At 41.2% G+C, this 25,632-nt stretch carries 24 protein-coding genes and 1 pseudogene; 6 read left to right on the top strand and 19 right to left on the bottom strand.

The window, feature by feature from the left end; all coding sequences use genetic code 11:
• Nucleotides 1-186: 186 nt before the first annotated feature.
• The 7 genes and pseudogenes from AC55NX_RS11630 to AC55NX_RS11600 form a co-directional block, all read right to left on the bottom strand.
• Nucleotides 187-600, bottom strand: a complete 414-nt coding sequence (locus tag AC55NX_RS11630) for a GNAT family N-acetyltransferase (protein ID WP_496995887.1) — start codon at nt 598-600, stop codon at nt 187-189.
• A gap of 145 nt (nt 601-745) precedes the next feature.
• Nucleotides 746-1,084, bottom strand: a complete 339-nt coding sequence (locus tag AC55NX_RS11625; protein ID WP_496995886.1) for a GFA family protein — start codon at nt 1,082-1,084, stop codon at nt 746-748.
• A gap of 155 nt (nt 1,085-1,239) precedes the next feature.
• On the bottom strand, nt 1,240-1,665 hold the full coding sequence (locus tag AC55NX_RS11620; protein WP_496995885.1) for a GFA family protein: 426 nt from the start codon (nt 1,663-1,665) through the stop codon (nt 1,240-1,242).
• Between the two features lie 669 nt (nt 1,666-2,334).
• Nucleotides 2,335-2,483, bottom strand: a pseudogene (locus tag AC55NX_RS11615) (recombinase family protein); the annotation flags it as partial.
• A 97-nt stretch (nt 2,484-2,580) separates the two neighbouring features.
• Complete coding sequence (locus AC55NX_RS11610) at nt 2,581-3,450, bottom strand: nuclear transport factor 2 family protein (RefSeq protein ID WP_496995884.1); 870 nt, start codon at nt 3,448-3,450, stop codon at nt 2,581-2,583.
• Between the two features lie 115 nt (nt 3,451-3,565).
• The gene (locus tag AC55NX_RS11605) at nt 3,566-4,435 is read right to left on the bottom strand and encodes an AraC family transcriptional regulator (RefSeq protein ID WP_496995883.1); all 870 of its coding nucleotides are present in this window, start codon (nt 4,433-4,435) and stop codon (nt 3,566-3,568) included.
• Nucleotides 4,436-4,469: 34 nt separating this feature from the next.
• On the bottom strand, nt 4,470-4,892 hold the full coding sequence (locus AC55NX_RS11600; RefSeq protein ID WP_496995882.1) for a winged helix-turn-helix transcriptional regulator: 423 nt from the start codon (nt 4,890-4,892) through the stop codon (nt 4,470-4,472).
• 127 nt (nt 4,893-5,019) lie between these two features.
• Between AC55NX_RS11600 and AC55NX_RS11595 the strand changes: the two genes are divergently transcribed.
• Entirely contained in the window at nt 5,020-5,871 is an 852-nt protein-coding gene (locus AC55NX_RS11595) for an SDR family oxidoreductase (protein ID WP_496995881.1), read from the top strand.
• A 275-nt stretch (nt 5,872-6,146) separates the two neighbouring features.
• On the opposite strand, the gene AC55NX_RS11590 is transcribed toward AC55NX_RS11595, so the two are convergent.
• The 8 genes from AC55NX_RS11590 to AC55NX_RS11555 all read right to left on the bottom strand — a co-directional run bounded on the left by AC55NX_RS11590 (nt 6,147) and on the right by AC55NX_RS11555 (nt 14,353).
• Entirely contained in the window at nt 6,147-7,304 is a 1,158-nt protein-coding gene (locus AC55NX_RS11590; RefSeq protein ID WP_496995880.1) for a conjugal transfer protein TraF, read from the bottom strand.
• Nucleotides 7,305-7,364: 60 nt separating this feature from the next.
• On the bottom strand, nt 7,365-8,246 hold the full coding sequence (locus AC55NX_RS11585) for a DUF2861 family protein (RefSeq protein ID WP_496995879.1): 882 nt from the start codon (nt 8,244-8,246) through the stop codon (nt 7,365-7,367).
• Nucleotides 8,246-8,902 (bottom strand): response regulator transcription factor VxrB, encoded by a 657-nt coding sequence (gene vxrB / locus AC55NX_RS11580; RefSeq protein ID WP_496995878.1) that lies wholly within the window; start codon nt 8,900-8,902, stop codon nt 8,246-8,248. The genes AC55NX_RS11585 and vxrB overlap by 1 nt, the downstream gene beginning before the upstream one ends.
• On the bottom strand, nt 8,877-10,325 hold the full coding sequence (gene vxrA / locus AC55NX_RS11575) for a sensor histidine kinase VxrA (RefSeq protein ID WP_496995877.1): 1,449 nt from the start codon (nt 10,323-10,325) through the stop codon (nt 8,877-8,879). Before vxrA ends, vxrB begins: the two co-directional genes overlap by 26 nt.
• A gap of 160 nt (nt 10,326-10,485) precedes the next feature.
• A complete protein-coding gene (pntB, locus tag AC55NX_RS11570; RefSeq protein WP_496995876.1) occupies nt 10,486-11,865 on the bottom strand; it encodes a Re/Si-specific NAD(P)(+) transhydrogenase subunit beta in 1,380 nt (459 codons plus the stop codon).
• A gap of 13 nt (nt 11,866-11,878) precedes the next feature.
• A complete protein-coding gene (pntA, locus tag AC55NX_RS11565) occupies nt 11,879-13,414 on the bottom strand; it encodes a Re/Si-specific NAD(P)(+) transhydrogenase subunit alpha (RefSeq protein ID WP_496995875.1) in 1,536 nt (511 codons plus the stop codon).
• Nucleotides 13,415-13,690: 276 nt separating this feature from the next.
• Entirely contained in the window at nt 13,691-13,966 is a 276-nt protein-coding gene (locus AC55NX_RS11560; protein ID WP_496995874.1) for an HlyU family transcriptional regulator, read from the bottom strand.
• Nucleotides 13,967-14,353: a late competence development ComFB family protein gene (locus AC55NX_RS11555; protein ID WP_496995873.1), complete on the bottom strand. Its 387-nt coding sequence runs from the start codon at nt 14,351-14,353 to the stop codon at nt 13,967-13,969.
• A 317-nt stretch (nt 14,354-14,670) separates the two neighbouring features.
• On the opposite strand from AC55NX_RS11555, the gene AC55NX_RS11550 reads away from it, so the two are divergent.
• The 5 genes from AC55NX_RS11550 (at nt 14,671) to AC55NX_RS11530 (ending at nt 19,716) form a co-directional block, all read left to right on the top strand.
• Complete coding sequence (locus AC55NX_RS11550) at nt 14,671-15,903, top strand: GGDEF domain-containing protein (protein ID WP_496995872.1); 1,233 nt, start codon at nt 14,671-14,673, stop codon at nt 15,901-15,903.
• A 280-nt stretch (nt 15,904-16,183) separates the two neighbouring features.
• Nucleotides 16,184-16,618, top strand: coding sequence for an SxtJ family membrane protein (locus AC55NX_RS11545; RefSeq protein WP_496995871.1), 435 nt, complete (start codon nt 16,184-16,186; stop codon nt 16,616-16,618).
• Nucleotides 16,619-16,632: 14 nt separating this feature from the next.
• The gene (locus AC55NX_RS11540) at nt 16,633-16,782 is read left to right on the top strand and encodes a DUF5989 family protein (RefSeq protein WP_496995870.1); all 150 of its coding nucleotides are present in this window, start codon (nt 16,633-16,635) and stop codon (nt 16,780-16,782) included.
• Nucleotides 16,783-16,790: 8 nt separating this feature from the next.
• Nucleotides 16,791-18,626, top strand: a complete 1,836-nt coding sequence (locus AC55NX_RS11535) for a carbamoyltransferase family protein (protein WP_496995869.1) — start codon at nt 16,791-16,793, stop codon at nt 18,624-18,626.
• Nucleotides 18,613-19,716 (top strand): SGNH/GDSL hydrolase family protein, encoded by a 1,104-nt coding sequence (locus tag AC55NX_RS11530; protein WP_496995868.1) that lies wholly within the window; start codon nt 18,613-18,615, stop codon nt 19,714-19,716. Before AC55NX_RS11535 ends, AC55NX_RS11530 begins: the two co-directional genes overlap by 14 nt.
• Before the next feature lie 291 nt (nt 19,717-20,007).
• On the opposite strand, the gene AC55NX_RS11525 is transcribed toward AC55NX_RS11530, so the two are convergent.
• The 4 genes from AC55NX_RS11525 to AC55NX_RS11510 form a co-directional block, all read right to left on the bottom strand.
• Nucleotides 20,008-21,519 carry a tripartite tricarboxylate transporter permease gene (locus tag AC55NX_RS11525; protein WP_496995867.1) on the bottom strand — a complete coding sequence of 504 codons (1,512 nt, stop codon included), beginning with the start codon at nt 21,517-21,519 and terminating at the stop codon, nt 20,008-20,010.
• Nucleotide 21,520: 1 nt separating this feature from the next.
• On the bottom strand, nt 21,521-22,075 hold the full coding sequence (locus AC55NX_RS11520; RefSeq protein WP_496995866.1) for a tripartite tricarboxylate transporter TctB family protein: 555 nt from the start codon (nt 22,073-22,075) through the stop codon (nt 21,521-21,523).
• Between the two features lie 29 nt (nt 22,076-22,104).
• Nucleotides 22,105-23,100: a tripartite tricarboxylate transporter substrate binding protein gene (locus AC55NX_RS11515; RefSeq protein ID WP_496995865.1), complete on the bottom strand. Its 996-nt coding sequence runs from the start codon at nt 23,098-23,100 to the stop codon at nt 22,105-22,107.
• A gap of 630 nt (nt 23,101-23,730) precedes the next feature.
• Complete coding sequence (locus AC55NX_RS11510; protein ID WP_496995864.1) at nt 23,731-25,629, bottom strand: bifunctional sugar phosphate isomerase/epimerase/4-hydroxyphenylpyruvate dioxygenase family protein; 1,899 nt, start codon at nt 25,627-25,629, stop codon at nt 23,731-23,733.
• Nucleotides 25,630-25,632: the final 3 nt, after the last annotated feature.

The raw sequence follows: 25,632 nt of genomic DNA, 5'->3' as shown, positions 1-25,632 counted from the left end.
GAAAGCCAGTGAAAAGTGGACGCATCCGGTGCAAAACTGGAACCTGACGCTGTCTCAGCTCAGTATCCACTTTGAAGGCCGACTCACTCCATACCTGGATTTATAAAAGTGGGCGTGACACAGAATAATGAACAGTCTCTTTAATCCTGAAATCAAAGTATTACTCCAGCGTGTTTTTGTCCCAGGTTATGTTTGTTTTATATACATATACATGCCGGATGCATTTGGAAGCTCAGCATATTCAAATCCGAATTTTTCATAGAAGGCAGGTTTACCATGATGCGCCATTAAGCTTACGTACGCCGTTTCAGGAGCATTTTTATTTAGCCAACTAGTTAGAGCTTCCATTATAAGTCTTCCAACTCCCTTTCCTTGATGCGCAGGCAATACAGCCATGTCCGTGATCACGAAAAAGCAACCACCGTCACCGATAATGCGCCCAATACCAATACGTTCAGAACCTAAATAAACGGTTACTCCGTAGATGGAATTTGGCAATGCGATTGAAGCGGCTTCTTTAGATTTACGAGATAAGCCAGCTGCCAATCTAATATTTATATAATCACTTACAGAAGGTATCTCTTCTTTTACTTCGTACATTCTTTACCCTTAAAAACATAACGCTAAGCTAAATGGCTGGAAACGCCATTGCGCAAAAACCAAACAAGCCACCTTAACCACCAAACCCAATTTATACTAAAACCGCTAAGCGTTGGGAGCCCCTCTTGAACGCTTGTATGGCAAATTAGTATGATGCACCGTCTATTTTTCTGACCGAAATTCCAGATAACACTTCATTTTCAGCCATTCTCATATTTACCGCTAAAATCTTTTCTGCGCATTTTTCAGTAGTTATGTAGTGAGTTATACAACCACATTCATTGCAGCGATGAAACTCGACTTCTTTGTCACCCCAGCAATAGAAAACAGTTTGCTTTTGGAAACGAATTAGAACTTGTTCTGGAGAGAAATATGCCCAAGATGCTGCGTAGCGACGACAGATTGAACAATTACATTCACCTACCTCAGTTGGAACTGTCGATAATTCGAGACTTACATTTCCACAATGACAAGTTAACTTCATCAGATACTCCTAAGATTTGCCTAACGAATGATACGGATTCCCTCTACCTTAACCGCCGCGTGCCATAGTTACTCATGACAGGTTAATAATACAGAGGTGACTATGCCTACCATTCATACTATTGGTATTGATCTCGCTAAGAATGTATTCAGTATTCATGGCGTTGATGCATATGGGAAAGTGTGTTCTGTTTCAAATTGCGGAATGCCGTCGTTTATGAAACCCACGTCCCAGTTTGCGCGAGAACCGACATAGACATGCGCAGAAACTTTTGTATCTACAGGCTCTGACAGCAATCCTGCTGGAACCCAATATGACTCGCCATCTGAACTGATATTTGGTACTGGACTACCACATTGACAACAAAACTCAGATTTAAAACCAGAGCTCGTAGAGAATGACCGTATTTGATGTTCGCCGGAACACCACTTAAAGCTAGATGCCTTAACTATCAACGCTGAGTTCGATGAAGAGCCCGATACTTTGCGACACAACGAACAATGACATTGATAGATGGGTGGTAATTTACCTGACAACTCAAACGAGACTTCGCCACACAAACAGTTTCCTTTCAATTTCATTATCTCCCTTAATTAGCACGCACATCGTCATTGAAGAACAGGTCGCCTAGAAATGCCATTTATTGTCGCTTGTAGAGACGCCTTCTCCAGACTTCTGTTCAGAATGCTTTCCGAACCCCATTATCACCCATAGAGATAGAATGTGAACCTCCTTTCTCATTACAGATAAATTGTCTCGTTTGTTGTTGTCAATTCAGATATAGCTGTGGTGGTTGTTTATTTGTTATCGCATGCGCGTTAGTTATAGTGCATTAGGTTATATTCTCGAGTGATACTGTCACTCAGCAGAAGTATTCACTAACAAGAGATCCCAAAAGATCCTCTCTCTTTGAAAAAATATACTTCGAGTCAAGTAACACTCTAAGACAGTAGAGTATTCTGTGATAACTTAATGAAAAATATCAATTATTATTAGAATTCAACACAAATGCCACAGCGACTGGAAAAATGATCAACTTATTTTTTATCGAAAAATAACAAGGTGGTGTAAGTAATTACTACGCGCTATGATGTTGGTATAGGGGGCTGAAGCCCAATGGAACGAAAAAGTATGCTAAGTTTCTTACCCCACTGAACGCTCCACTTGTCAACTTCTTAGCAACCCGAATTACTTACTGTACGATCCGAAACATTGGTGAGTTTGGCTGTATCACTTATCACTTATCACTTATCACTAATACTCAGTTTATTGATAACTCGTAGCTGATAGATTTTTTCGTGTAGGTCTGAGTCTGCTTGCCGTCCTCTGTATTTCCCCTCCTCTTTGGCTTTCTTTATTCCTTCAGCTGACGGCAGCGGCAATCTTGGTAATCTTTTCTTACGTTGGACTGAAATAACTTTTCCCATTGATAAATATCGGCTATGCCACGAGTGTCAAATAATACTATGGTGGCCTTGGTCGATTGAATGAAACTATCAGAAACCAAACTTTCCGTTAGTATTTTTCCATTCACTTTGGGCTGGAATGGTTTCAATCGTATCCCAGTGTTCGACCAATTTGTCATTTTCCACGCGGAACAAATCGTAGAACGCAACATGGTTATTTAAAAATGTGCCTTCACTGATCGATAAGACAAAGTTACCTTCGCCTAAAATTTTGTGATTCGCTGAATATGTCATTGGCATACCTGCTTTAGCCAGATCTCCCAGCGCCGCTCCTAGGCCGCTTAAACCATCAGCTACCATAGGGTTATGCTGAATGTATGCACTGTCTTCACTACCAATAAAATTCCCAATTTTAGCCATGTCGCCACTGATCAATATAGTTTGAACAAAATCAGCGACGATGGCTTTATTGTGTTCCGTTTTATCCAGATCTTTGATGATGGTTTCACCATCGAGCTGAGTTCTTCCACTTGGATTTTTGGGTGCCAATTCTTGCAAGTTATCCCAATGTTCTACAATTTTGCCATCTTCAAAGCGGAACACGTCAAAACCAACTTTAGGGCCAAAGAAATTGTATTCGGTATGGGTCATCACATATTCACCATCTTGAATAGCACGCTTAACTTGAGCCTTTGGACTACCTTGAGGTAACGCTTGCATCACCTCACCAAACCCAGCTAATCCATCACCAACGGCAAGATTGTGTTGAATATATTTATTCGGATTAATGTAACTAATCGCCGTTTGATCACCAGTTTCAATGCTAGAAATGACCGCTACGGCTTTTTCTTTATTGGTTAAGTCCGGTGCTTGATCTTTATCCGTTGCACAAGCAGATAGGCTCAATACGCTGATAGCGGTTAGGGAGCAGGTGAATAATTTTGAAAGTGAAAAATTCATACTATGTAATCCTCTTGTTGGTGTGGATACATAGTAAGGCGTTGTACCTGGCTTGCGCAGAGTCAATGTGAGCAGAAAAATGGTAAATATCGAACCTTGTTACCGATAAACAAATTCAGTCTGTATATTTTTGTTGAAACTGACTCGGCGTTATATTAGTCATCTTCTTGAAATATTTAATAAAATTGCTAGCATCATCAAATCCAAACTCATAAGCGATTTGTTGTGAAGATACTTTCCTGATCACGAGCTGACGTTTAATTTCCAAAATAACGAAAGCATCCACCATTTGTTTTGCCGTCAAGCCCGAAGCTAATTTACACACCAGATTTAACGTTTTATAGGTCGTATTTATCTGGTTTGCATACCAGGTCGCATCACGGATCTGTCGGTAGTGGTCTTGTAACAGTGAGAAAAAGTGAGACAGTTTCTTACTTTGTTCCTGTGAAAGCTTACTGGTATGGGACTTTTGATTTTGTTTACGTAATAAAAGTGCAAGTGCCGAAAACAGATACATCACAATCAGTGGTTCTCGTTGTTGATCCGTCAGCTCTGCCATTATTTCTTTAATCAATGTAACCACGCGACCATAGGCTTTTTCTTCAAGTGCAAATAATGGGGAGTGATGCGAATTGAGATGTGTAGGCGTGTAATTGGGTAGATGCATATTGGAATGCACCTGATCTAAAAAAGCTTGAGTGAAGACAAGCACTTTACCCTCAGGTTGATCGGAGAAATCAAAACAGTGTACTTGTTCCCTTTGAATAAAAATCAATGAACCAGGTGCAAATGAATGCTTAACAAAATCGACCATATGATACCCAGTCCCCTGTTCAATCAGAATTAACATAAAAAAATTAATTCGGTGAGGATGTTGAGGATTTGGTTCCAGATTGATTCGTTGCGCCAATGAGGCTAATTCGAAAATTTCTATTTCGGCATTTTGGGATTGTCTATGACTAAATAGAACGTTTGGAATACTCATCACAGCTACCATTTTAATTTAATAACATATTGATTTAACAATTTTTATTGGTTTTACGTTCATCATATTGATTTTGTGCGAGCAAAATGCCGCTAAGATTCACCTCAATCCAGTTAACCAGCTCTTCGACTCGATGTGCGACTTCAATGCCTTGCTCGGTAAGGCAATATTCCACATGAGGTGGAATAACGGGGTGAGCGATACGTAAAACAAATCCATCGGCTTCTAAAACCTGTAAGGTCTGTGACAGCATTTTTTCACTGACACCCATGATTTTTTTTCTCAGCTCACTGAAACGATAAGTGCCATCGAGGAGTGAGAACAACACCAATACCCCCCAACGGCTAGTGACATCTTGTAATATTTTTCGAGACGGGCATTCCTTGGCCAGCACATTACCTCGACTAAACTTTTCACTTAACAGTGTATTTAATTCTCTATTAATACTTTCACTCATATCAGATAACTCCGCCAAAGAATAAATTTGAATTATACTTACAAAAAGGTACGTACTTACATATAGTAAGTATATATGGCAAGCTATACAAAATCGAGCGTCTTAAAACAAACACAGGAGAAATACCATGATTGCAATTACTGGTGCTACAGGTCAATTAGGACAATTAGTTATTAAACATCTGCTACAGAAAACAGCCGCGGACAAGATTGTTGCCTTCGCCCGTGATCTTGAAAAAGCCGAGGCGATAGCAGAGCTTGGTGTTGAAGTTCGTCAGGCCGATTATGCGAAACCAGAAACATTAACTACAGCACTAAAAGGAGTGACTAAACTTCTGTTGATTTCTTCCAGCGAAGTAGGACAACGTGTTACTCAACATAAAAATGTTATTGATGCAGCTAAAGTTGCCGGTGTTGAAATGATTGCTTACACCAGTTTATTGAATGCAGATACCTCTCCATTAGCACTGGCAGAGGAACATATTCAAACGGAAGCCTATCTAAAACAAGTAAACGTCCCTCATGTTCTGTTACGTAATGGCTGGTATACAGAGAACTATCTGGCCAGCATCGCACCATCTTTAGCAAACGGTGGCTTTATTGGCTGTGCCAAGGATGGAAAAATCAGCTCAGCCGCTCGTGAGGATTATGCAGAGGCAGCTGCTGTCGTTCTGACAAAAGATGAACCGCAAAGTGGCAAAGTTTACGAGTTATCAGGTGATGAAAGCTACACTTTGACTGAGCTATGCGCAATCATCAGTGAAGAGTCAGGTAAAACTATTCCATATATTGATATGGAAGAAGAGGCTTTTGCCAAGGCACTTGAAAGTGCGGGTCTTCCGGCTCCATTAGCTGGCGTTCTGGCGAATTCAGATTCTGGGGCATCTAAAGGTGGATTATTCGATGATAGTCATATGCTAAGCAATTTGATAGGTCATCCGACTCAACCATTGCGCGAACTGGTAAAACAGTACCTATAAGAACTTCCGGGTCCCAGTTGATAGCTGGGACTCGGCTTATTTCAAAATCAGAACATCAATTCAGAGTGTCTGATAGACAAACTCTTTAAGTTATCTAGTGCAATTTAGTTTCCATATAACATGGATGGTTTGAATTTTTTTAAACAGAGAACGTCACATGCCCGTCGACTTTCTAACAACTGAACAAAAACACAGTTACGGCCCAGAAAAGAAAAAGCCCCCTCTTTTCAGAGAGAGCTTAGAGATGGATACTTAAGAGAGAGAAAATCAGTGCGTTAGTATGTGGATAATAAGTTCACATAGGCACCTTTTGCATGTGCATTGGTATAGCTTACTGCGGCATCAAGTTCAAATAATCCCAGTAGAGAAATCCCAATTCCCGCTGTATATACATCTTCAGAATCACTATAAGCCAGATTCTTTTTATAGCCGGCTCGCAATTTGAGTTGACGCAGGATATCAATCTCTCCACCAACACGAAGCATCTGGGTATTATCGTTGAAGTTGGTATAGCGCTCTTCTTCATTCAGATCATAATCGACACTAATGGAGGCATAATCACCTATCAGCCCAACACCAACTGTATACAGCGGCCTGAGTTGATAACTATATTGCAGATCAGCCTTGCCTGAGATACTGGAAGCAACTCGTTGAGTAGTGATATCACGAGAAACCAGATTGGTTGCCGCGAGTCCGACCCTCACCGGCCCATAGAACCACAGAAAACCAGCATCTAAGTTAAATACCGTTTCTCCGGTGCTGTTTGCATCAATATCGCTGAGATCGTAGTTCTTCAAACTGGCTTCATACACATAGGTATACACTCGTTGAAGTTTGGGAGAAACTCCGACTGAGATATGTTGCCCTAGAAATGTTTGATATTTTGCCAGAGAAAGTCCAACTTCTGTGACCGCAACAGAAACTGCATCGACCGTACTATTTTGTGCATTATCAAGCGTTGAGGAGCCAGTTGTCGCAATTGATGGCGTCACATAAGTTTCTGCATAGGCTTTGCCAAACAAATTCATCGAAATATATTGATTGGGAATCCCTATTGCAATTGCACCACCAATATCAGCTTTGAGTTCACCGCCCTTGAGCGCATCCAACTGACTCTGGAGTTCTGCTTCCCGTGATGAATCTCCGCCTTCCACATCCCTGATTAAATCACCGATATCATCAATGGTGTTGGAAATATCGTCAGGATCGTTATAAGTCAGTCCAAAACTGGGAAGTAGCATTCCCGCATCATCATTTCTGCGATAAATGGCGACAATAGCAGGATTATAGAAAGGAGCAGTGAGATAATTGGCTGAAACAACCCCAGTACCTCCCATCGCATCCCCTCGGGCCTCAACAGCGTAAGAAGCAGCCATGCTCCCTGATGAAACAACGAGAAGTGAAGGAATCAAGTATTTTAGTTTTATATCCATATGCGCTATAAACCGAATAAAATTTAATGTTTATAACGACAGATTGTTATATATCTTTAGCTATTCCTCTAGTGAAACATCATATGTTTTACTAATAACTTGAGATTGCTCAATAGTAATTGGTCCTTGCCACCGCTGATGATTCATCGATACTGCCAAAACATATCGCCCCGGTTCTAATGTATTGGGGGGTAACTCGCTCGGATAATTAGATTCATAGGTCTGTTTCCAAACTTCTGAATATTTCCCACTATGATAGCTATACGCCGAAACTCTCATTTTGGGTAATGGACAGTAACGATTCGGAATCGCTGTTTTTTCGACACGCCATTGCTCTTTTGAGCGCCAATGAATCGTGTGATAGGTCTTCGGATTATCAAGAATGACCCAAGAACTCCATGACTCACCATTTTTTCGAGAAACAATCAATCGATAGAGCCCCATAGGCAGACGATTATTCAGGTTATAACGTTTTACGTAAGTTAACTCATTGGTGACATTGTCACTTCCTACCTGAGAAAAAGAACTATCGAGTGAAATTGAATGGTCAATCCAGCGAGTGAACGAAATCTCTTCTATTTGTGACGTTGTCACTGTATCAACCAATAATTGAAATGCATCCCGTCCCGGGCTCTGAATCTCAACTCTTCGTACTGCAAGAGACTTAATCCAATCAGGAAAAGGAGCGCGCTCGAGACTCTTTCCACAATCTGCGCTCAAAGATTGGAGTAGCAAATCATTCAAATGACTGCTGAGGTGATTGCTTTCAGCGCTCTGCCATACCTCAACTAAAGAGCTAAACATTTTAGGCAGATCGTCTTCCAGCAGATGTTCATGGGCTTGAGTTAATGGTGTATTGCGTTCAAACCAATTCGCGGAAACAGAATAGCTGGGAGCGCATATCAGCACTCCCAGTAAGAAAAAACTCTTTTTTCTCATCATCAGGCTTTCATTTTATAGCCAACACCCCGTAACGTTTCAATTTCTAGTCCGGGAAGTTTTTGTCTTAATTGCAGAACATGTGTATCAACTGTTCTTGTTGTTGGGAAGTGATTGTAGCCCCATACATGATCCAACAATTCATCTCTGGTAAATACTCTTCCTAAATTACTTGCCAGAAATAGCAGTAAATCAAACTCTGTACGAGTTAACGTGATTAACTCACCTTTGTAATGCACTTCTCGTGTGGCTTTATCAATGGTTAGTTCTGCTGTGACAACTTTGGTGTCATCCTGCTGCCCATCAGGCGCTCGAAGTTGCGCTCTCACTCTGGCGAATAACTCAGCTTCAGCAAATGGTTTAGTTAGATAATCATTCGCACCAGAATCAAGTCCTGCGACTTTATCTTTCACCGTAACCAGTGCCGTCAACAAAATGACCGGAACATCTTTCAGATTTTTCCAATCAACGAGGTGTTCAACGGAATCACCATCAGGAAGTTGTCGATCTAAAATGACTAAATCTGCCTGCTCCCAATATTGTCTTACTTCTGAAATTTTCTCCGCATGTAAACAGTTATATCCGGCTTGTTCTAGACTAACTAACAATCCATCAGCCAAGTTTTTATCATCTTCAACAAGAAGCAACGTCTGTTTCACAAGGTATCTCCAAAATAAATGTTGTTGGTGGCCCGACTAGAGACATCTTGCCTCCCATTCTTCCAACCATTGATTCTACTATTGTTAAACCTAGGCCTAAGCCACTTTTACTGACAAAGGGCTTACGTAGCTGACGCCAGTCTTTCTGTGTCAGCAAGCCCTGATCGATTACCTTGAACGTAACCATATGACTTGACGTCGTTACATCCAACTGCACGGGGGCAATACCATATTTAATGGCATTTCTTAGCAAATTATCAATACAAGTTCCCAACCAATAGACATTTAATTTCGCTGCAATATCCTGATTGATTGAGAAATGAACAGATGATTCAAATTCTTCCTCTAATTTATACTCTAACCACTCAGCGACTGACGGCACCCAATCCACAGCTAAAGGCTTGGTATCGGACTGTAAATAATCTTTACTGGCCTCTGCCAACTGCCTCAGACGGCGGGAATCTTCACATAATCGCCGAAATTCATCATAGACACTTTCAGGAAGATGCTCAAACTCTCGTCTGAACCCTTCAACAGTCAATGAAAGACTGGCAATCGGTGTCCGTAATTCATGTGTCAGTATCTGTAAAATAAGCATACGACTTCTCATTTCAAGCCGTTTTGTATTCCAGCGATAGACAAACCAACTAATCACTAATAAAACGTTAAAAGCAACAAGGCCAACGAGGATATAACGCAGAATATCCGATTGGTCTTCCTCCTCCCAACACAAGTTACCGCGCCGAACAAAACAAGTTGAATCATCAGTATTGACATAACTGAAGACTAACCCCGCCTGTTCGGCATTATTCTTCCAAACATGATCAGCAAAAACATAATACTGATCACCTTTTCTCAACCAAAGCTCATTTTGCTCACTGAACATTGAGTCACCTGATATTAATGAGGTGACCGACTCACTGTCCATCCGTTGCAAACGCCCTAATAAAGTATCTTTTGGTGCTTTAGGACGTTCCTGAATATGCATATAAACTTTGAGTTCATCATAGAGCTCAGGGTGTTTTTTCACATATCGTGCAGCATATGTTCCCCCACCCGGATGAATCAAAGCGCTTCTGGCAAACCAGCGCAATGGGAGCTGCGTCCCTTTACACATTGCCCGAGTAAAAACCAGAGGCTCCGTCGTTAAGGGGCTCAAAGGTAAGTTTCCGGTACACTGTTTCGCTAAAGCGTAAAGCTGCTGGATATCTTTCAAAGGATATTGAAATGTCTGCGGCAGCATGGATTCGGGTGTAATTAGTCTTGTGGCATACTCAGCTTCTATTTTTCTCAAATCATATGAAACAAGTGCTTCGTCATATCTAAATAAGGAAATAAAATGATCGATTCTTGCTGGCAAAGAGTCTGCATGTGCATATGGAATAATAAACATGAACAACAATATGAATCGTTTTAATATCATCTTCTTATGTGACTCTATATTCTCAGGCAAGTTTCATGATCCGGTTAGTATTATGACAAAAACAGTTACCTACGTGTTATGCTGATGTCAATAATGTGTCCCCTAAATAAATAAAGCCAGCATTATTGCTGGCTTATACTACAAAGTTTTCTCTTATCTTTTAGTCCAGATGTTCCAGAATGTGCAGACATGACGCTTTTGCATCCCCAAACAACATCTGAGTATTCTCTTTAAAGAAGAGTGGATTCTGAACACCTGCATATCCGGTATTCATTGAACGCTTAAAGACGATGACATCTTTGGCATTCCAAACTTCCAAAACTGGCATACCCGCAATTGGACTATTCGGATCCTCGAGTGCAGCAGGGTTGACCGTATCATTCGCACCAATGACCAACACCGTATCCGTGTCACTGAAATCATCGTTGATTTCATCCATTTCCAATACAATTTCATATGGAACTTTGGCTTCAGCCAACAACACATTCATATGACCGGGTAAACGCCCCGCGACTGGATGGATGCCGAAACGAACTTCGATCCCTTTGGCTCTTAGTTTTTCGGTAATTTCAGAAACCGGATACTGAGCCTGCGCAACTGCCATACCATATCCCGGTGTAATCACCACAGACTTCGAGTTTTTAAGCATGTCTGCGACATCTTCAGCCATGATCTCACGATGTTCACCTTGCTCGCCATCGTCACTAATCACGACTTCTTGACCGAATCCGCCGGCAATCACGCTGACGAAAGAGCGATTCATCGCTTTACACATGATATAGGACAGAATCGCTCCCGAAGAGCCGACAAGTGCACCAGTCACAATCAATAGGTCATTCGCCAGCATGAATCCTGCAGCTGCGGCTGCCCATCCTGAATATGAGTTCAGCATGGAAACAACAACCGGCATATCTGCACCACCGATAGACGCGACCAAGTGATAGCCAAAAACAAAAGCAATCAGAGTCATCACAATCAGTGCGAAATAGCTCCCGTCAACATTGACAAAGTAGATCAGCAATAGTGTAGAAACAATGACTGCCGCAAGGTTCCACTTATGTTTGTGTGGAATATTCAAAGGTGAAGATTTAAACACACCATGTAGTTTGCCAAACGCAACGATCGAACCGGTAAATGTAACCCCCCCAATAAAAACCCCCACAAAAACTTCAACCAAATGGATGACATGTTCAGCATGTGTCACGGTTTCCGGAGCGTCGATAAAGCTATTATAGCCAACCAATACAGCGGCCATACCGACAAAACTATGGAGGATCGCAACCAACTGGGGCATCTGTGTCATTTCGACTTTCTTCGCAAAGTGGATACCGATCGTACCCCCAATCGCCATTGCAATAATAATCCAGGCAATCCCCGATGTATCAGGCGCAAAAATGGTCGCCAATAAGGCAATCGCCATCCCGGTCATGCCGTAGTAGTTACCAGCCCTCGCCGATTCCTGTTTCGATAAGCCAGCCAGGCTCATCACAAAAAATAAAGCAGCAACGATGTACGCCGCTTGTACTAATCCTGCAGACATTCGCTACTCCTTGTTATTTTTTACGGAACATTTCAAGCATACGCTTCGTGACGGTAAAACCACCGAAGATATTGATACTTGCGATCAACACAGCAATAAACGATAAAAACGTAACAAAACCATTGCCCTGACCAATTTGCAATAAACAGCCGATGACAATAATCCCTGAAATTGCATTGGTAACGGACATTAAAGGCGTATGTAGTGCATGCGTTACGTTCCAAACGACGTAATAACCAACCACACAGGCAAGAACAAAAACCGTAAAATGGCTGAGGAAGGCCGCAGGTGCAACAGAGGCAACCCAAGCGAATGCGCCAACACCAACAACGAGTCCCAATGCCTTTTTCATCGGGGATACAGCTTTTTCTTCTGCTTTCTGGAGCGATTTCACCGGTTGAGGTTTAGCTTGTGGTTGCGCTGAAACCTGAATAGGCGGTGCCGGCCAAGTCACTTCACCTTCCTTAATTACGGTCACACCGCGCTGAACAACATCCTCAAAATCGATGTAAATTTCACCATCTTTTTCTTTGCACAATAACTTCAACAAGTTAACCAGATTAGTGGCATACAGCTGAGAAGACTGCGTCGGTAAACGTCCGACCATGTCGGTGTATCCGATGATTTTCACACCATTCTCAGTAGTAACCACTTGATCAGCAACTGTATATTCACAGTTTCCGCCATTTGCAGCTGCGAGATCAACAATCACACTGCCCGCTTTCATACTGTCAACCATTGCTTTGGTAATCAGTTTTGGCGCAGGCTTTCCGGGAATCAATGCGGTCGTAATAATGATATCGACATCTTTTGCCTGATCTGCGTAAAGTTCAGCCGCTTTACGATTAAAATCATCAGACATCTCTTTGGCATAACCGTCACCAGCGCCAGAATTTTCCTGAAAGTCAACGGAAAGAAATTCCGCTCCCATCGACTGAACCTGCTCTTTTACTTCAGGACGCACATCGAAAGCCCGGACAATAGCCCCCAAACTGCCAGCAGCACCAATCGCGGCTAATCCAGCCACACCGGCACCAGCAACAAAAACTTTAGCCGGTGGCACCTTACCTGCTGCTGTAATTTGTCCAGTAAAAAATCGTCCAAATTCATGTGCGGCTTCAACGACTGCCCGATATCCAGCAATATTTGCCATCGATGACAAAGCATCAAGAGCCTGCGCCCGAGAAATACGTGGCACGGAATCCATGGCAAGCACATTGATTTTTTTACCTGACAAGGTTTCAAGTAACGCTGGGTTTTGTGCAGGCCAGATAAAACTGATCAGGGTTGCCCCTTCTTTGATCAACTCTATTTCTTCGTCAGTCGGCGCATTGACTTTCAAAATAATATCTGCACGCCATACCTCTTCATTGGATACAACCCGAGCCCCAGCGGCTTCGAAACTCTGGTTGTCAAAACTCGCTTTTTCTCCAGCGTCAGTTTCAATAAGAATATCAAAACCTAACTTTAGCAGCTGCTCTACCGAAGTCGGTGAAGCTGCAACTCGCGTTTCACCCGCAAGTCGTTCTTTAGGTACACCAATTTGCATAGTTATTCCCTTATAATTGGCACAGTAAATATGTTTAATCTAACGGCTTACTTATCGATTCAAGCAGCTGACAATCAGGCACAACCACTTGCGTTTCTTTATAACATGTTGTTTCGACGGCATTGGTCCAACGTCTGCCATAAGACTTCACCATACTAACGAGAATGTCCAGTGAATTGAATATCATGGTAAAAATTAATCATCACAAAAAAAGCAACCACAAGCTTATCGGCTTGTGGTTGCTTTCATCATGATTTTAATCAATTTGAGCAACACTCAACTGAAGATCTTTTCTCCCATCTGATCAATAAACATCTTCGCCTTATTGACCATAAGATCATCAGCACTACTGCGACTGGACAAAACATCCGACCGAATAAAGCGATGCTCTTTTATTTCACCATTGATTTCCCGGGTAATCCGTCCGGCAACCCGGTATTGACCATTTTCTGCAATCGCTTCAGGCAAAATAGCAAAATCTTTGTAATAAACAGGCTCAATAGGTGTTGATTCTTGCTGACGTTGGCCAAACAGCCGAGATAAAAATCCCACTTACTTCTCCTTTTGATATTCTGTTTGATGACTAATAATCGGGCTTTCATACCATTCCAACTCAAGGTCATCATCATAACGAGCCGTTGCAACAACAACGGGAACTTCCCGATATTCAGGATTCTGACGACGGTCATTCTTGATCATCGTTTCTCCGGCTTCAACGGCATCTTTTGCAAATTGTTTCAACTTCACTAAACGAGTTTCCGGAAGCGTAGATAAAAAATCAATATCATGGCGAATATATACAGGACGAAGTTGACTCAACGCTAAACAAGCCAGATCAGCCAGTTGCTCATGATCATAGCGAGCTTTAAAATCATCAGAACCTAAAATTTGACCGACTAAAGTTTCCATATAATTATGGACATCAACACTGATATGCATATTTATTCTCCAGTAAACGTCAGCATCCAAATGAGTATAATCTTCACTATATCGGGATTCAGGTATATCATAAACATAGTATCAGTTAACCAACCTGACATACTTTTATACATGTGGATAACAGCCATGTAAGCCAAGTAATGAAAATATTCCGTATTTTTTAGCTTCTTGGTATTTTCATCTTTGTCTCATTCAATGCACCTAGTTACGTACGCCTCACCCAAAATTCAAAAAAAGGGCATAAAAAACGACAAAATGGTGTATTTTTTGCTGAAAATCACGTAAAGTTCGTCAATTGTTTGACGAATCAACCATCTATGTTTTCAATGTCGGTCAGTTCTTCCTGGTTCCGCTCCTTACTTCCTATTCTGTTCATAGTGGCTATCCATCTCGGGATGGGCCATGAAATATTCACGCAACTATCAAATTCCAATGTACTGCTTAACTTGCCTTATGTTTTACTTTTCACGGCATTAGCAGTTGCGCAAATATTCAAACAGAGTCGTATGGGGATGCTAGCTGTCGCTCAGATACTGGCCTATGTTGTCATTCAACTTTGTTTGCAAACACCTTTAATTAGTGGCTCAACTCTCTTAGAGTTATCTTTACTGGCTTTGCTCTTTCCAATTAGTTGCGTCATATGTTACGCATTCCATGATTCAGATCTTTTCACCAAAGAATTTCTATACTATCTGTTGATTCAAGGCCTGTTCTTTGCGTGGTCACTGTTGATTCTGGATTACTTTAACCAGGGTGACTTCCCGGAGCTCTTTACACAACTATTGTTATCTGTGCCCCAGGTATCACGATTACCGTTTATTCTGTTCTTGTACCTGATTGTGTTAAGTGGCATAACCATGTTGCTGCTATTGAGAAAGAATCGTAAACTTGACGCCGTTGTTTATACATCGGTTCTCTTAATTTCAGATGTTTTTGTTTCTTTTCATCTTCCTCACATCTCCAGCATACTATTTTCTATCTCTGGTATTTTCTTAGTGCTATATGTCATTGCAGCTGGACATGAGCTGGCGTTTAACGACCGCCTCACCCACCTTCCCGGCCGTGCAGCGCTCGACCATACCATGAAGTCTCTGGGACGACATTTCACCATAGCCATGATTGATGTTGATCACTTCAAACAGTTCAACGATAACTACGGGCATGATACGGGTGATGAGGTATTAAAACTGGTAGCGAGTAAATTACGCCAAGTCAAAGGTAAAGCGAAAGCTTATCGCTACGGCGGTGAAGAATTTACCATTATCTTTAAAGGCAAAACCTCAGAAGAAGCATTTGATTATCTTGAATCATTACGCCAAGACATCCAAGAGTACGATATGTATCTTCGGAATACAGACAAGCGCCCTAAAAATGATAAAGTGGGACGCCTGAAACGCCAAAAAGATCAATCCAACGGTGTCGTGAATATCACGGTTAGCATCGGTGTCAGCGACAGTCGGTCAAGCCGAAATCCTCAAGAAGTCATTAAATCCGCAGACCAGGCTCTCTATAGAGCGAAAAAGTCCGGACGAAACCGAGTGACTGTGTAAAAAAACAACATTTTCCAATGATGTTGTTTTTTAAAAATGATTAGGTGTCCTAATATAAGTAAATCAAAACTAATATAGTGATAAAAATTAATCTATCATCTACAGTATTCCATAAATACCGATATGTGAATTATCATAAATATTATATGATAACTTGCTGTTTTTTACATGATTTCCTATATTAGAAAATAAGGATTCAATGTATCATGTCAAGCCCTATCCGTTTTAACAGGTGTCGTATGTAAAATTAATCGGATAATTTTTTAGGTAGGAGCGACAGTTGAGGAAAAATCGAATCAAAATAAGTAATAATGACAGGGATAACCTAAAATTAGTGTCTAACCAAGACTTTGGTTTTATGCTCTCTATCATAATTCTTGTTTTAGCTGGCTATCTCAACGCTTATGAGATAGGAAGCTTCAGTACACCACTGGCATTTTTGGGAGGAATTGTTGCCTTGGTAGCAACGGTTCAACCTAATCGATTGTACAGGCTAAATTTTCTATGGACTTTTACCGGGCTCCTTTTAGGAAAGGTATCTCAGACCATAATACTTGGACTCATCTTTTATCTGTTATTTTTACCGACTGGACTGATCATGCGTCTATGTGGCAAGGATGAATTAAAATTAAGACAGAAAGAATCCCACACTTTCTGGCGTCACCGACAGCAGCAGAGCCTCCCCTTTGAAGACACATTCAAAAATCAATTTTAATCACTAGGTTTAATATGGATCACCTAAAAGAGCTTTTGACTTTTCTAAAAGTGCGTAAAAAACTGTGGCTTGCCCCGATCATCATTATCATGTTTCTCCTGTGCGGACTATTCTTTTTAGTTCAGGGGACAGTCGTTGCACCATTTATTTATACCTTATTCTAGGAGAAATAATGTACATCTTGGGGATATCTGCATTCTATCACGACAGTGCCGCCTGCCTGATTCTCAACGGTGAAATCATTGCAGCTGCGCAAGAGGAAAGATTCACCAGAAAAAAACATGATGACAATTTTCCTGTGAATGCTGTTCGATATTGCGTTGCAGAAGCAAACATTACAGCCTCAGATATTGACTATGTTGTCTTTTATGAAAAGCCATTGGTTAAATTTGAAAGATTAATAGAGACCTATCTGGCATTTGTTCCCCATGGTTTCAGAAGTTTTCGTTTAGCGATGTCATTATGGATGGAAGGAAAATTATTTCAAAAATCTCTCCTCATTAATGGATTATGCAAGGCATTTGAATCTCGTATTAATTGGAAAGAAAAACTCCGATTCTCAGAGCATCACCTCTCTCATGCTGCAAGTGCTTTTTTTCCTTCACCATTTGAACGAGCAGCAGTATTAACACTCGATGGTGTTGGTGAGTGGACGACAACATCTTTGGCTATCGGTCATGGGAACCAATTAAATATCATTAAAGAAATACACTTCCCTCACTCTCTCGGGCTGCTTTACTCATCGTTTACTTATTATCTCGGTTTTAAAGTGAATTCCGGCGAATATAAGATGATGGGATTAGCGCCCTATGGTATGCCTAGATATACTCGCCTTATCAAAGACAAGCTGATCACTATTTGTGAAGATGGCAGCTTTCATCTAAATATGCGCTATTTTAACTATTGTGCCGGATTGACCATGACCAATAGGCGATTTCATCACCTTTTCGGGGGATCGCCACGACAACCTGAATCACCGATTACACAACGGGAAATGGATATTGCCGCGTCAATCCAGAAAGTCACAGAAGAAATCATTGTCAAATTAGCACGCTCGATTGCCTTAGAAACAGGTGAGCGAAACTTATGCCTCGCCGGAGGTGTTGCGCTGAACAGTGTTGCCAATGGTGTGATTTTACGAGAAAAAATATTTGATAATATATGGATCCAACCCGCCTCAGGAGATGCAGGGGGCGCTTTGGGCGCAGCACTTGCGTATTGGCATATTCATCATCAAGGGGAACGCAATTGCACCTCAGCACTGCATGACCATATGCAAGGTAGCTATTTAGGACCGGCTTATTCAGAGCATGTGATAGAACAAACGTTGAATAAGCATGGGGCGAGATACGATAAACTGACGACAGACGAATTGATCAATAAAGTCGCGCATCTGTTAACGGAAGGAAATGTCATCGGATGGATGCAAGGGCGAATGGAATTTGGGCCGAGAGCACTTGGTGCAAGAAGCATCATTGCCGATCCGAGAGCCCCAGCTATGCAAAAAAAACTGAATCTTAAAATTAAATTCAGAGAAAGCTTCAGACCATTTGCTCCCAGTGTTTTAAGAGAACACATGGCGGACTGGTTCATGTGTGATATTGATAGCCCATATATGTTACTGGTTGATCATATAAATACTGACAAACAATATAAAGTTCACGATAGTGAATCAGTGGGCATCGAAAAATTAAATTTTGCCAGATCCGCTATTCCTGCTGTAACACATGTGGATTATTCAGCACGGATACAAACCGTCCATCATAATACCAATCCTAAGTATTATGCATTAATCAAGCGCTTCTACGAATTAACGGACTGTCCGGTTATCGTAAATACGTCATTCAATATTCGCGGTGAACCGATTGTATGTACCCCGGGAGATGCTTTCCGATGTTTCATGGGAACAGAGATGGATATTCTGGTCATCGGAAATTATCTGCTGATAAAAGAGCAACAAGATATATCGCTGAGAAGCAATTATGTGAGCCATTATGAGCTGGACTAAACTGATAACAATTAACTTTGTTGTTCTTATTGTTTTGCTGCTCCTTTTGGAAGGGGGAGCTAGAATCGCATGGACGTTGAAAACTTGTATGGCGGGAACATGCAACTATAGTCAATTAACCCACCTAAAAGTACGGAAGCTATCTGAAGATAGACAATATGCTTTTATCAAACCACATGATCAATTAGGCCATGTACCAACGCCGGGATTTAGTCAGATCATTAATATACGTAACTGGTCTCATGTTAAAATTTCAATTGATGAAAATGGTTACAGGAATAATGACAACGGCATCATTGGCACACCTTCTATTCTTGCGGTCGGAGATTCATTTACATTTGGTGATCAGGTCTCGAATCATGATACTTGGCCCTCCTGTCTTGAAAGGAGCTTAGATAAAGGCGTAACAAATGCGGGAGTATCCGGTTATGGTGCTGCTCAAGCCGTTAAACGAGCAGAGATGATCTTAAAAACACATGACTACGATACCGTGATCTTATCTATTTACATTGGTGATGATTTTCACAGAGATGAACTGGATTACTTTTTCGGTTATCCCAGTCCTTCCCTCATCATAAATCAAGGTATGGTTGAATGGGCGCCATTACCATCACAAAATGTTCAGGGCAGTAAATGGAATCCAGCCCAATTATCACCGACTCTCACGTTCCTCAGGTATGCTTGGCGCTACTCCACTATTGCAGCAACACTGATAGACAGAATATCCGCGATGAAAAATATAACCATTAACTGGACAGGACGACATTTGATGCGGGAAAATCCTAATGCAGCATCAATTGACGCAATTATCAATTTCACGTTCGAAAAACTATCTCATTTACCTGTCGCTGAAAAATATGTTCTATTCCAGTATGTGGATACCGATCTCTCTAATCCTGATGGCATTAAAACAATTCGTCATATGGCGACGAGCGCAGCACAACATCACCAGATAAAAATATTAGACAGCTTTGATTATTTACAGACAGCAAGCGAAGCATCCTCATCGCCTATTTGGAATGGACATCACACTGCCTATGGTAATCAGCTGGTCTGTCAGTTTATCGCAGAAAATATGAAGCCTAAATAGCTCACCAAGCAGAAGCAGTTGGAGCGGGCAGCGGGAACCGCTCCCGCATCATCAGCTTGGAAGGATGCAGCCCACCTTAATACACAACCTCATATAAACGCTAATATCACATGTTATATTCTAGATATCAGTTAGTTAAGTAAAATTCAATCTGGTGACTTTTTCACCACACAATACTACTTTAACTCTAACTTACTGAAATTTGGGACCACCAATAATGGCCACTTTTGGCACTCGGTAGCAGAGACAGCGACCTGCGCTATCTCTGATGGTCCATTATTCATTAAATGGCTAAGCTATCTTTTCTTTACAAAAACAAGATTTGAATTTTGGCCAGAATGGTGTATTTGAAAAATAGATCCAAACGATGGCAATAAATAAAACCGTCGATATCGGACTAGTGAATATGCTTCCGATAACAGCAAACAGATCGTTATTTTCCGATAACAATGTTCTTCTCCAGTTTTGATCCATTAAATTACTTAAAATAACACCCAGAATAATGGGTGCAACCGGATAATTATATGTCTTCATAAAGTATCCGACGACACCAAATCCTAATGCCCACCAAATATCGGTTATTGAGTTAGTGATGGCGTAAGCCCCCACAATAGACAAAATTAAGATCAGCGGGATTAGTACCCCTTTTGGACAAGTCACTAGTTTGGTAAAAATACGAATACCAGTTAAACCAAAGACAAGAACGAAGATATTAGCTAGTACCAAGTTACCAACGGTAAACCAGAAAATACTTGGGTTTTCTACCAGTAAAAGCGGACCTGGGTTTAAACCATGAATATAGAGTGCGCCGATAAAGACCGCTGTTACAGCGTCACCGGGAATACCAAGAGTTAACATTGGAATATAAGCGCCTCCAACAGCAGCGTTATTTGCCGATTCTGGAGCGATTAATCCCTCTTTTGCGCCTTGCCCGAAAGGCACTTTAGGATTCTTAGTCGTACGTTTCGCATGATCATAAGCCATCAGTGCCGCGATATCCCCTCCAGTACCTGGTAGTGCACCAATAATGACACCAATTAGTGAACTCTGTACGCTCAGCGGTAAGTAACGTCGAACATCTGCCCATTCAGGAATGATTCGAGACAGTTTTTGTTTTACTGACGCTTTATCCATGTGATGCAGTTGATTTAACGCTTCAGAAACACCAAACATACCTATCATCACGGCCACGGGACTAATGCCATTCCACAATTCAACAATACCAAATGTGAAACGTTCTTCTGCAGTTAACGTATCTAATCCAACAGTACCAATCAAAATACCTAAAGCACCAGTAAACATCCCCTTAGCAAAACTACCTTGAGAAAGTGAGCTTATGAGCATAATGCCTAACATACCGAGCATTAAGTAGTCTCTGGGCTGGAACTCGATAGCAAAATCAGCAACCACTGGTGCAGCAAGCCCTAAAACAATAATCCCAATAAATCCGCCAATGACTGACATAACGGTTGATAGTCCAATGGCTTTTCCGGCTTCTCCCTTTTGGGCCATTGGATATCCGTCCAATGCTGTAGCAATCGCCGATGGGGCTCCGGGGATATTTAGTAATATCGCGGTACGCGAGCCACCATATACACCCCCCATAAAGACCCCGACCATTAAACACAACGCATTATTAATATCCCATGAAAAAGTAAATGAGATTAAAATTGAAACAGCCATGGTCACAGATAGACCTGGAATTGCCCCAATGTAAACCCCTAAGAAGGTCCCTAATGCCGTTAGCAGCAATAATTCAGGATTCATCCAGGAAATAGCAAAATGACTAAGTGCTTCTAACATATTAATATCCTAGACCATGGAAAAAATGAGATAGATGAGCGAGTATTTCACCCTCTGGAATAATCCCTTCTGGTAATACGACAGCAAAGACCAATCTAAATATCGAATAGATAGATACAAGAGACAGGACTGAGATAAAAAGGGTTCTAGCCAACCCTTTTCGATAAAGAACAAATATTGAGATAACCAGAAATACGAATGAACTGATGATAAAACCAACACTTTCAAGTAACACTGAATAAGCAATAATTAGTGCAATCATGAACGAAACCAGATTAGGAATCACCTGATCTTTAAATTGCTTAAAGGTTGCTTTTTCACCCGTCTTTTTATGGTTATCTACCACGGTAACACATGAAAAGACTAACATGATAAAGGCTGCACTCATTGGAAACGTTCCGGCTGAACTCAATGAAGTGAATCCTGAGATTAAATAAGCTTGCCATAATAAAAAGACACTTAGTCCTACCATTAAGAAACCAAATATCGTTTCTCCTGGCAGCTTGGGGGGCTGAACACTCATTTTCCACACCTTGTTTATTTCAATAGGTGGCATTAACACCACCTATCGAGTTTACTATTGATTTATTTAGCGCGATGTATATCAAATTCAGCAGGTGAATGTTTAGCAATCCCATTTTCGTACGCCAACCATGATGCAACCGAGCGGAAATGCTCTAAATATTTAGCCGCAGCTTCACCTGTTAAATTGAGGGCAGAAAGACCACGTTGTTTGAGCAGATTACGAAAACCTTCTGAATCCGCAGCCACATGAAATGCGTTAGTCAGTTTATCAATAGCTTCCTGTGGCGTTCCTTTTTTTACAAACACACCGAAAAATGGGCTATATGGAAGTTGTGGCGCTAACCCCGGATAAAATTGAGTGATTGGCTCTACTCCTGGGAGTTCAGGCACGGATTGAGTATCTAGCAAACCAATCACCTTTAGCTGACCTGATTTAATGTACTCTTTCGATGCGCTGAATGACGCTGGTTGCATGTCTATCGCACCGCCAAGCAGAGCCGTAATCGCAGGACCATCACCGTTATAAGGAATGGTTTTGACATCTAGTTTTGCTTGTGATGAAAGTAAGGCCATCATAATAGAAGGTAATCCACCAGGCCCGGTTGAGCCGACTTTAACCTCATTAGGGTGAGCCTGAACAAAATCGGTGAACTCTTTGATGTTGTTATAGGGAGCATTGGAACGAACCACAAAAATGGATGGTGACTGAGCAAGTATATTGATAGGAACAAAATCACTATAGTCAATATCCGTCAGCCCCATCACTTTGTATAGTTGAGGATTTTCAGCCCCCATAAGAATAGTGTAACCATCATTTTTTTTGGCATAAACGTATTTTGTCGCGATAACCCCAACACCACCAGGACGGTTTGTTAAGATAAAATCACCACCAAGGACTTCTTCGGCTTTAGGAGCAACAGAGCGCATTACTGTATCTGTTGCACCACCGGCAGACCATTGAATGATGCCTTGGATATCTTTTTCTGGATAGGCAGCGCTCGCCATCGCAGAGCTTAGGCATAGTGTACCAAGGAGCATTTTAATAGAGTTCTTCATGTTCACTTCCATTTTGTTGTTTCGCTGACATATGAGGATGAGAAGTAAGGAGAATTTCAGCCCAACTCAATACCAAAGATGAGATTGGTATTTACCTCATGTAATCGCTTGATCGTGTCGTTTTTATTAGTTGGCGACTTCAATCAAGAGTACCTCTTGTTTCGACACTTTTATAATAATCATTTGCATAAATCTAATCGAATTCAATTTTGTATATTTGTATTCAAAAATGATTAACATCGATAATTCTTTGAATCATTAATGAATAAAGGCAGAAATATTAAAAACACCTAAAAGCAAAGGTAAAACTATAAAATACACGAACTTAAATCAAACCATATCAATGCTAAAGCCGTTTATTTCTGGAAAAAATGTGAACTGAACTATAAATTAAAACGAATTAATTCGCCTAAACGCCATAAGTAATTGTGTGGCTCCTTGATAACTCTGCTGTACGACTTTTTTCATAAATTCGTGATTCACATCACCAGAAGGAGCCATCAGCACTTCTAAACCTATGGGAAATTCGACAGGTAGTACAGACTATTTATAAACAGACGCCCTAAGCCTAATCGGCCTAGGGCGGTAAAAATATCAGCACCCATCTGACGTCAAATCACGACAGAAAAACTAGTCAGAACGATGAGCATTTTCTCTAACTTGTGAAGCCATCCGAATATAAGCGTTAATTTCGCCATAACCATCGTAATTTCCGATACGTTGCAGTATCTCAAAGAAAACTCCGTTGATTTCTCTGGTATAGAAGTGGAGAAATTTGCCGTCCGAGTTTTCATCGTACAACACGTTAAATTGTTTTAACTTGGTCATCAGTTCCGGTTCTAACTGACAACGGGCATCCAGATCCCGATAATAGTTATCAGGAATAGATAAACGATAATCACTGGCTACTTGCTCTGCTGCTGCAAAAACGTCATCACACGAGAAGGCAATTTGTTGTACTCCAGCCCCTTTAGTGTGTTTCAGGAAACGCTGAGCCGACGCATCACTTGCCATTGACATGTTAATTGGAATACGAACTTTTTTGGTCGAGTTTGAAGCTACACGGCTAACAACCAAACCGTACACATCAGGAAGATCTTGGGTTGGTGTAATATCAAAGTCAAATAACGAACGATAATGAAATGATGTGTGGAGAAATTCCGCAGGAGAGACAGTTTGTCCTATATGGTCTATAGAATGAATACCAATTGATGTTACGGAAGTTTGGTTTAAATTAATCAGCTCAAAATCAACATCGTAAAATTTATAATTTGGATGATTCTCAACAAAATAGATTAAGCTGTCACCGACACCACGAATAGCTGGAATATTCAATTCACCGGGCCCTGCCTGATTTTGAAATTTATTACAACGGTAATAATCCAGTTTATGGAGTAATTCAGGCATGCGATTGACAGCGACCCCCAACGCACAGATAGAAACACCATGTTTTTCGTAATACTGGTGAGCCTGACTCTCAGTTTCCCGATTCAACACAATATTAACATCACCCTGACGCATCAATGTAATGTCTTTTGATTTATGTCGGTGGGTTTCCTGAAATCCCAGTGCAAGAAACAAATCCACTAACTCTTTCCCTGAATCTGTCGCCGCAGCGATTTCAATAAACTCAATGTTCTCGATACTAGGTGTAGAGATCCTTTCGTCCGGGGACGATTTTTCCTCATTTTCAACACTCATTACATCCAAATCCGAGCGGAGCGATTGCTCTTCTAACCAAAGCAGCGAACGCATACCATCGATGGCTTTTTCATAAGGTGAGGATGACCGGAACTCATCATTAAAGATTTCATGAGACAGATAATCATTGAATCCTTTTTCGCGTAGACATCGAACAAAATCCACCACGGGGAAATCCCCCTGACCAGGGAAACAACGAAAATGGCGAGAAAAGTACAGAGAATCCATCTGTATACTCGGGGCATCAGCCACCTGTACCAATGCTATTTTGTCGATTGAGATTTCATCCCTCAGTAAGTCAAGCGTATTATTACGCACGAACATGTGAAATGTATCCAGAATAATACCTAGACTATCATGGTCTGCTCGTTTCACAATATCCCACGCTTGAGTATAGTCCTTAGTATGAATCCCCCATGCTAACGCTTCATAACCAATATGAAAGCCTTCTTTGCATGCTAGCTCAGCAAGTTCATTTAAGTCATGTGCAGCACGTTGAGGATCATTAATGGCATGAGGTGAAACATTCGAGCAGATCATCAATCCTTTGGTACCAAGCTCATGCATTACCTCAAATTTCTTTTGTGCTCGGTAGAAATTTCGTTCCCGAAACGGTTCTGGCATCGCCTCGAAATCACGTAAAGGCTGCAAAGCAATAATTTCCAGATTAAGTGATTCAGCGAGTTGCCTGACATCTCTTGGGCTCATTGTGGATTGCGTCAGGTCATTTTCGAAAATTTCAATGCCATGGAATCCGGCTCTGGCTGCGGCATTGAATTTATCTTCTAGCGTGCCTGAGATACTGACAGTTGCGATCGAATATTTCATACT

Source organism: Vibrio rubrogenes (assembly GCF_059641415.1).
The sequence above is the reverse complement of the archived record's forward strand: the minus strand, read 5'-3'. Positions and strand labels throughout refer to the sequence as shown.

Excerpts from the sequence above, each read along its gene's own strand:
- AC55NX_RS11605 (WP_496995883.1), bottom strand. The coding sequence starts at position 4,435 with ATGAGTATTCCAAACGTTCTATTTAGTCATAGACAATCCCAAAATGCC.
- AC55NX_RS11610 (WP_496995884.1), bottom strand. The coding sequence starts at position 3,450 with ATGAATTTTTCACTTTCAAAATTATTCACCTGCTCCCTAACCGCTATC.
- vxrA (WP_496995877.1), bottom strand. The coding sequence starts at position 10,325 with ATGATATTAAAACGATTCATATTGTTGTTCATGTTTATTATTCCATAT.
- AC55NX_RS11620 (WP_496995885.1), bottom strand. The coding sequence starts at position 1,665 with ATGAAATTGAAAGGAAACTGTTTGTGTGGCGAAGTCTCGTTTGAGTTG.
- AC55NX_RS11510 (WP_496995864.1), bottom strand. The coding sequence starts at position 25,629 with ATGAAATATTCGATCGCAACTGTCAGTATCTCAGGCACGCTAGAAGAT.
- AC55NX_RS11630 (WP_496995887.1), bottom strand. The coding sequence starts at position 600 with ATGTACGAAGTAAAAGAAGAGATACCTTCTGTAAGTGATTATATAAAT.
- AC55NX_RS11590 (WP_496995880.1), bottom strand. The coding sequence starts at position 7,304 with ATGGATATAAAACTAAAATACTTGATTCCTTCACTTCTCGTTGTTTCA.
- pntA (WP_496995875.1), bottom strand. The coding sequence starts at position 13,414 with ATGCAAATTGGTGTACCTAAAGAACGACTTGCGGGTGAAACGCGAGTT.
- AC55NX_RS11550 (WP_496995872.1), top strand. The coding sequence starts at position 14,671 with ATGTTTTCAATGTCGGTCAGTTCTTCCTGGTTCCGCTCCTTACTTCCT.
- AC55NX_RS11555 (WP_496995873.1), bottom strand. The coding sequence starts at position 14,353 with ATGCATATCAGTGTTGATGTCCATAATTATATGGAAACTTTAGTCGGT.
- AC55NX_RS11625 (WP_496995886.1), bottom strand. The coding sequence starts at position 1,084 with ATGAAGTTAACTTGTCATTGTGGAAATGTAAGTCTCGAATTATCGACA.
- AC55NX_RS11585 (WP_496995879.1), bottom strand. The coding sequence starts at position 8,246 with ATGATGAGAAAAAAGAGTTTTTTCTTACTGGGAGTGCTGATATGCGCT.
- AC55NX_RS11600 (WP_496995882.1), bottom strand. The coding sequence starts at position 4,892 with ATGAGTGAAAGTATTAATAGAGAATTAAATACACTGTTAAGTGAAAAG.
- AC55NX_RS11595 (WP_496995881.1), top strand. The coding sequence starts at position 5,020 with ATGATTGCAATTACTGGTGCTACAGGTCAATTAGGACAATTAGTTATT.
- AC55NX_RS11540 (WP_496995870.1), top strand. The coding sequence starts at position 16,633 with ATGGATCACCTAAAAGAGCTTTTGACTTTTCTAAAAGTGCGTAAAAAA.
- AC55NX_RS11525 (WP_496995867.1), bottom strand. The coding sequence starts at position 21,519 with ATGTTAGAAGCACTTAGTCATTTTGCTATTTCCTGGATGAATCCTGAA.
- AC55NX_RS11535 (WP_496995869.1), top strand. The coding sequence starts at position 16,791 with ATGTACATCTTGGGGATATCTGCATTCTATCACGACAGTGCCGCCTGC.
- pntB (WP_496995876.1), bottom strand. The coding sequence starts at position 11,865 with ATGTCTGCAGGATTAGTACAAGCGGCGTACATCGTTGCTGCTTTATTT.
- AC55NX_RS11530 (WP_496995868.1), top strand. The coding sequence starts at position 18,613 with ATGAGCTGGACTAAACTGATAACAATTAACTTTGTTGTTCTTATTGTT.
- AC55NX_RS11515 (WP_496995865.1), bottom strand. The coding sequence starts at position 23,100 with ATGAAGAACTCTATTAAAATGCTCCTTGGTACACTATGCCTAAGCTCT.
- AC55NX_RS11520 (WP_496995866.1), bottom strand. The coding sequence starts at position 22,075 with ATGCCACCTATTGAAATAAACAAGGTGTGGAAAATGAGTGTTCAGCCC.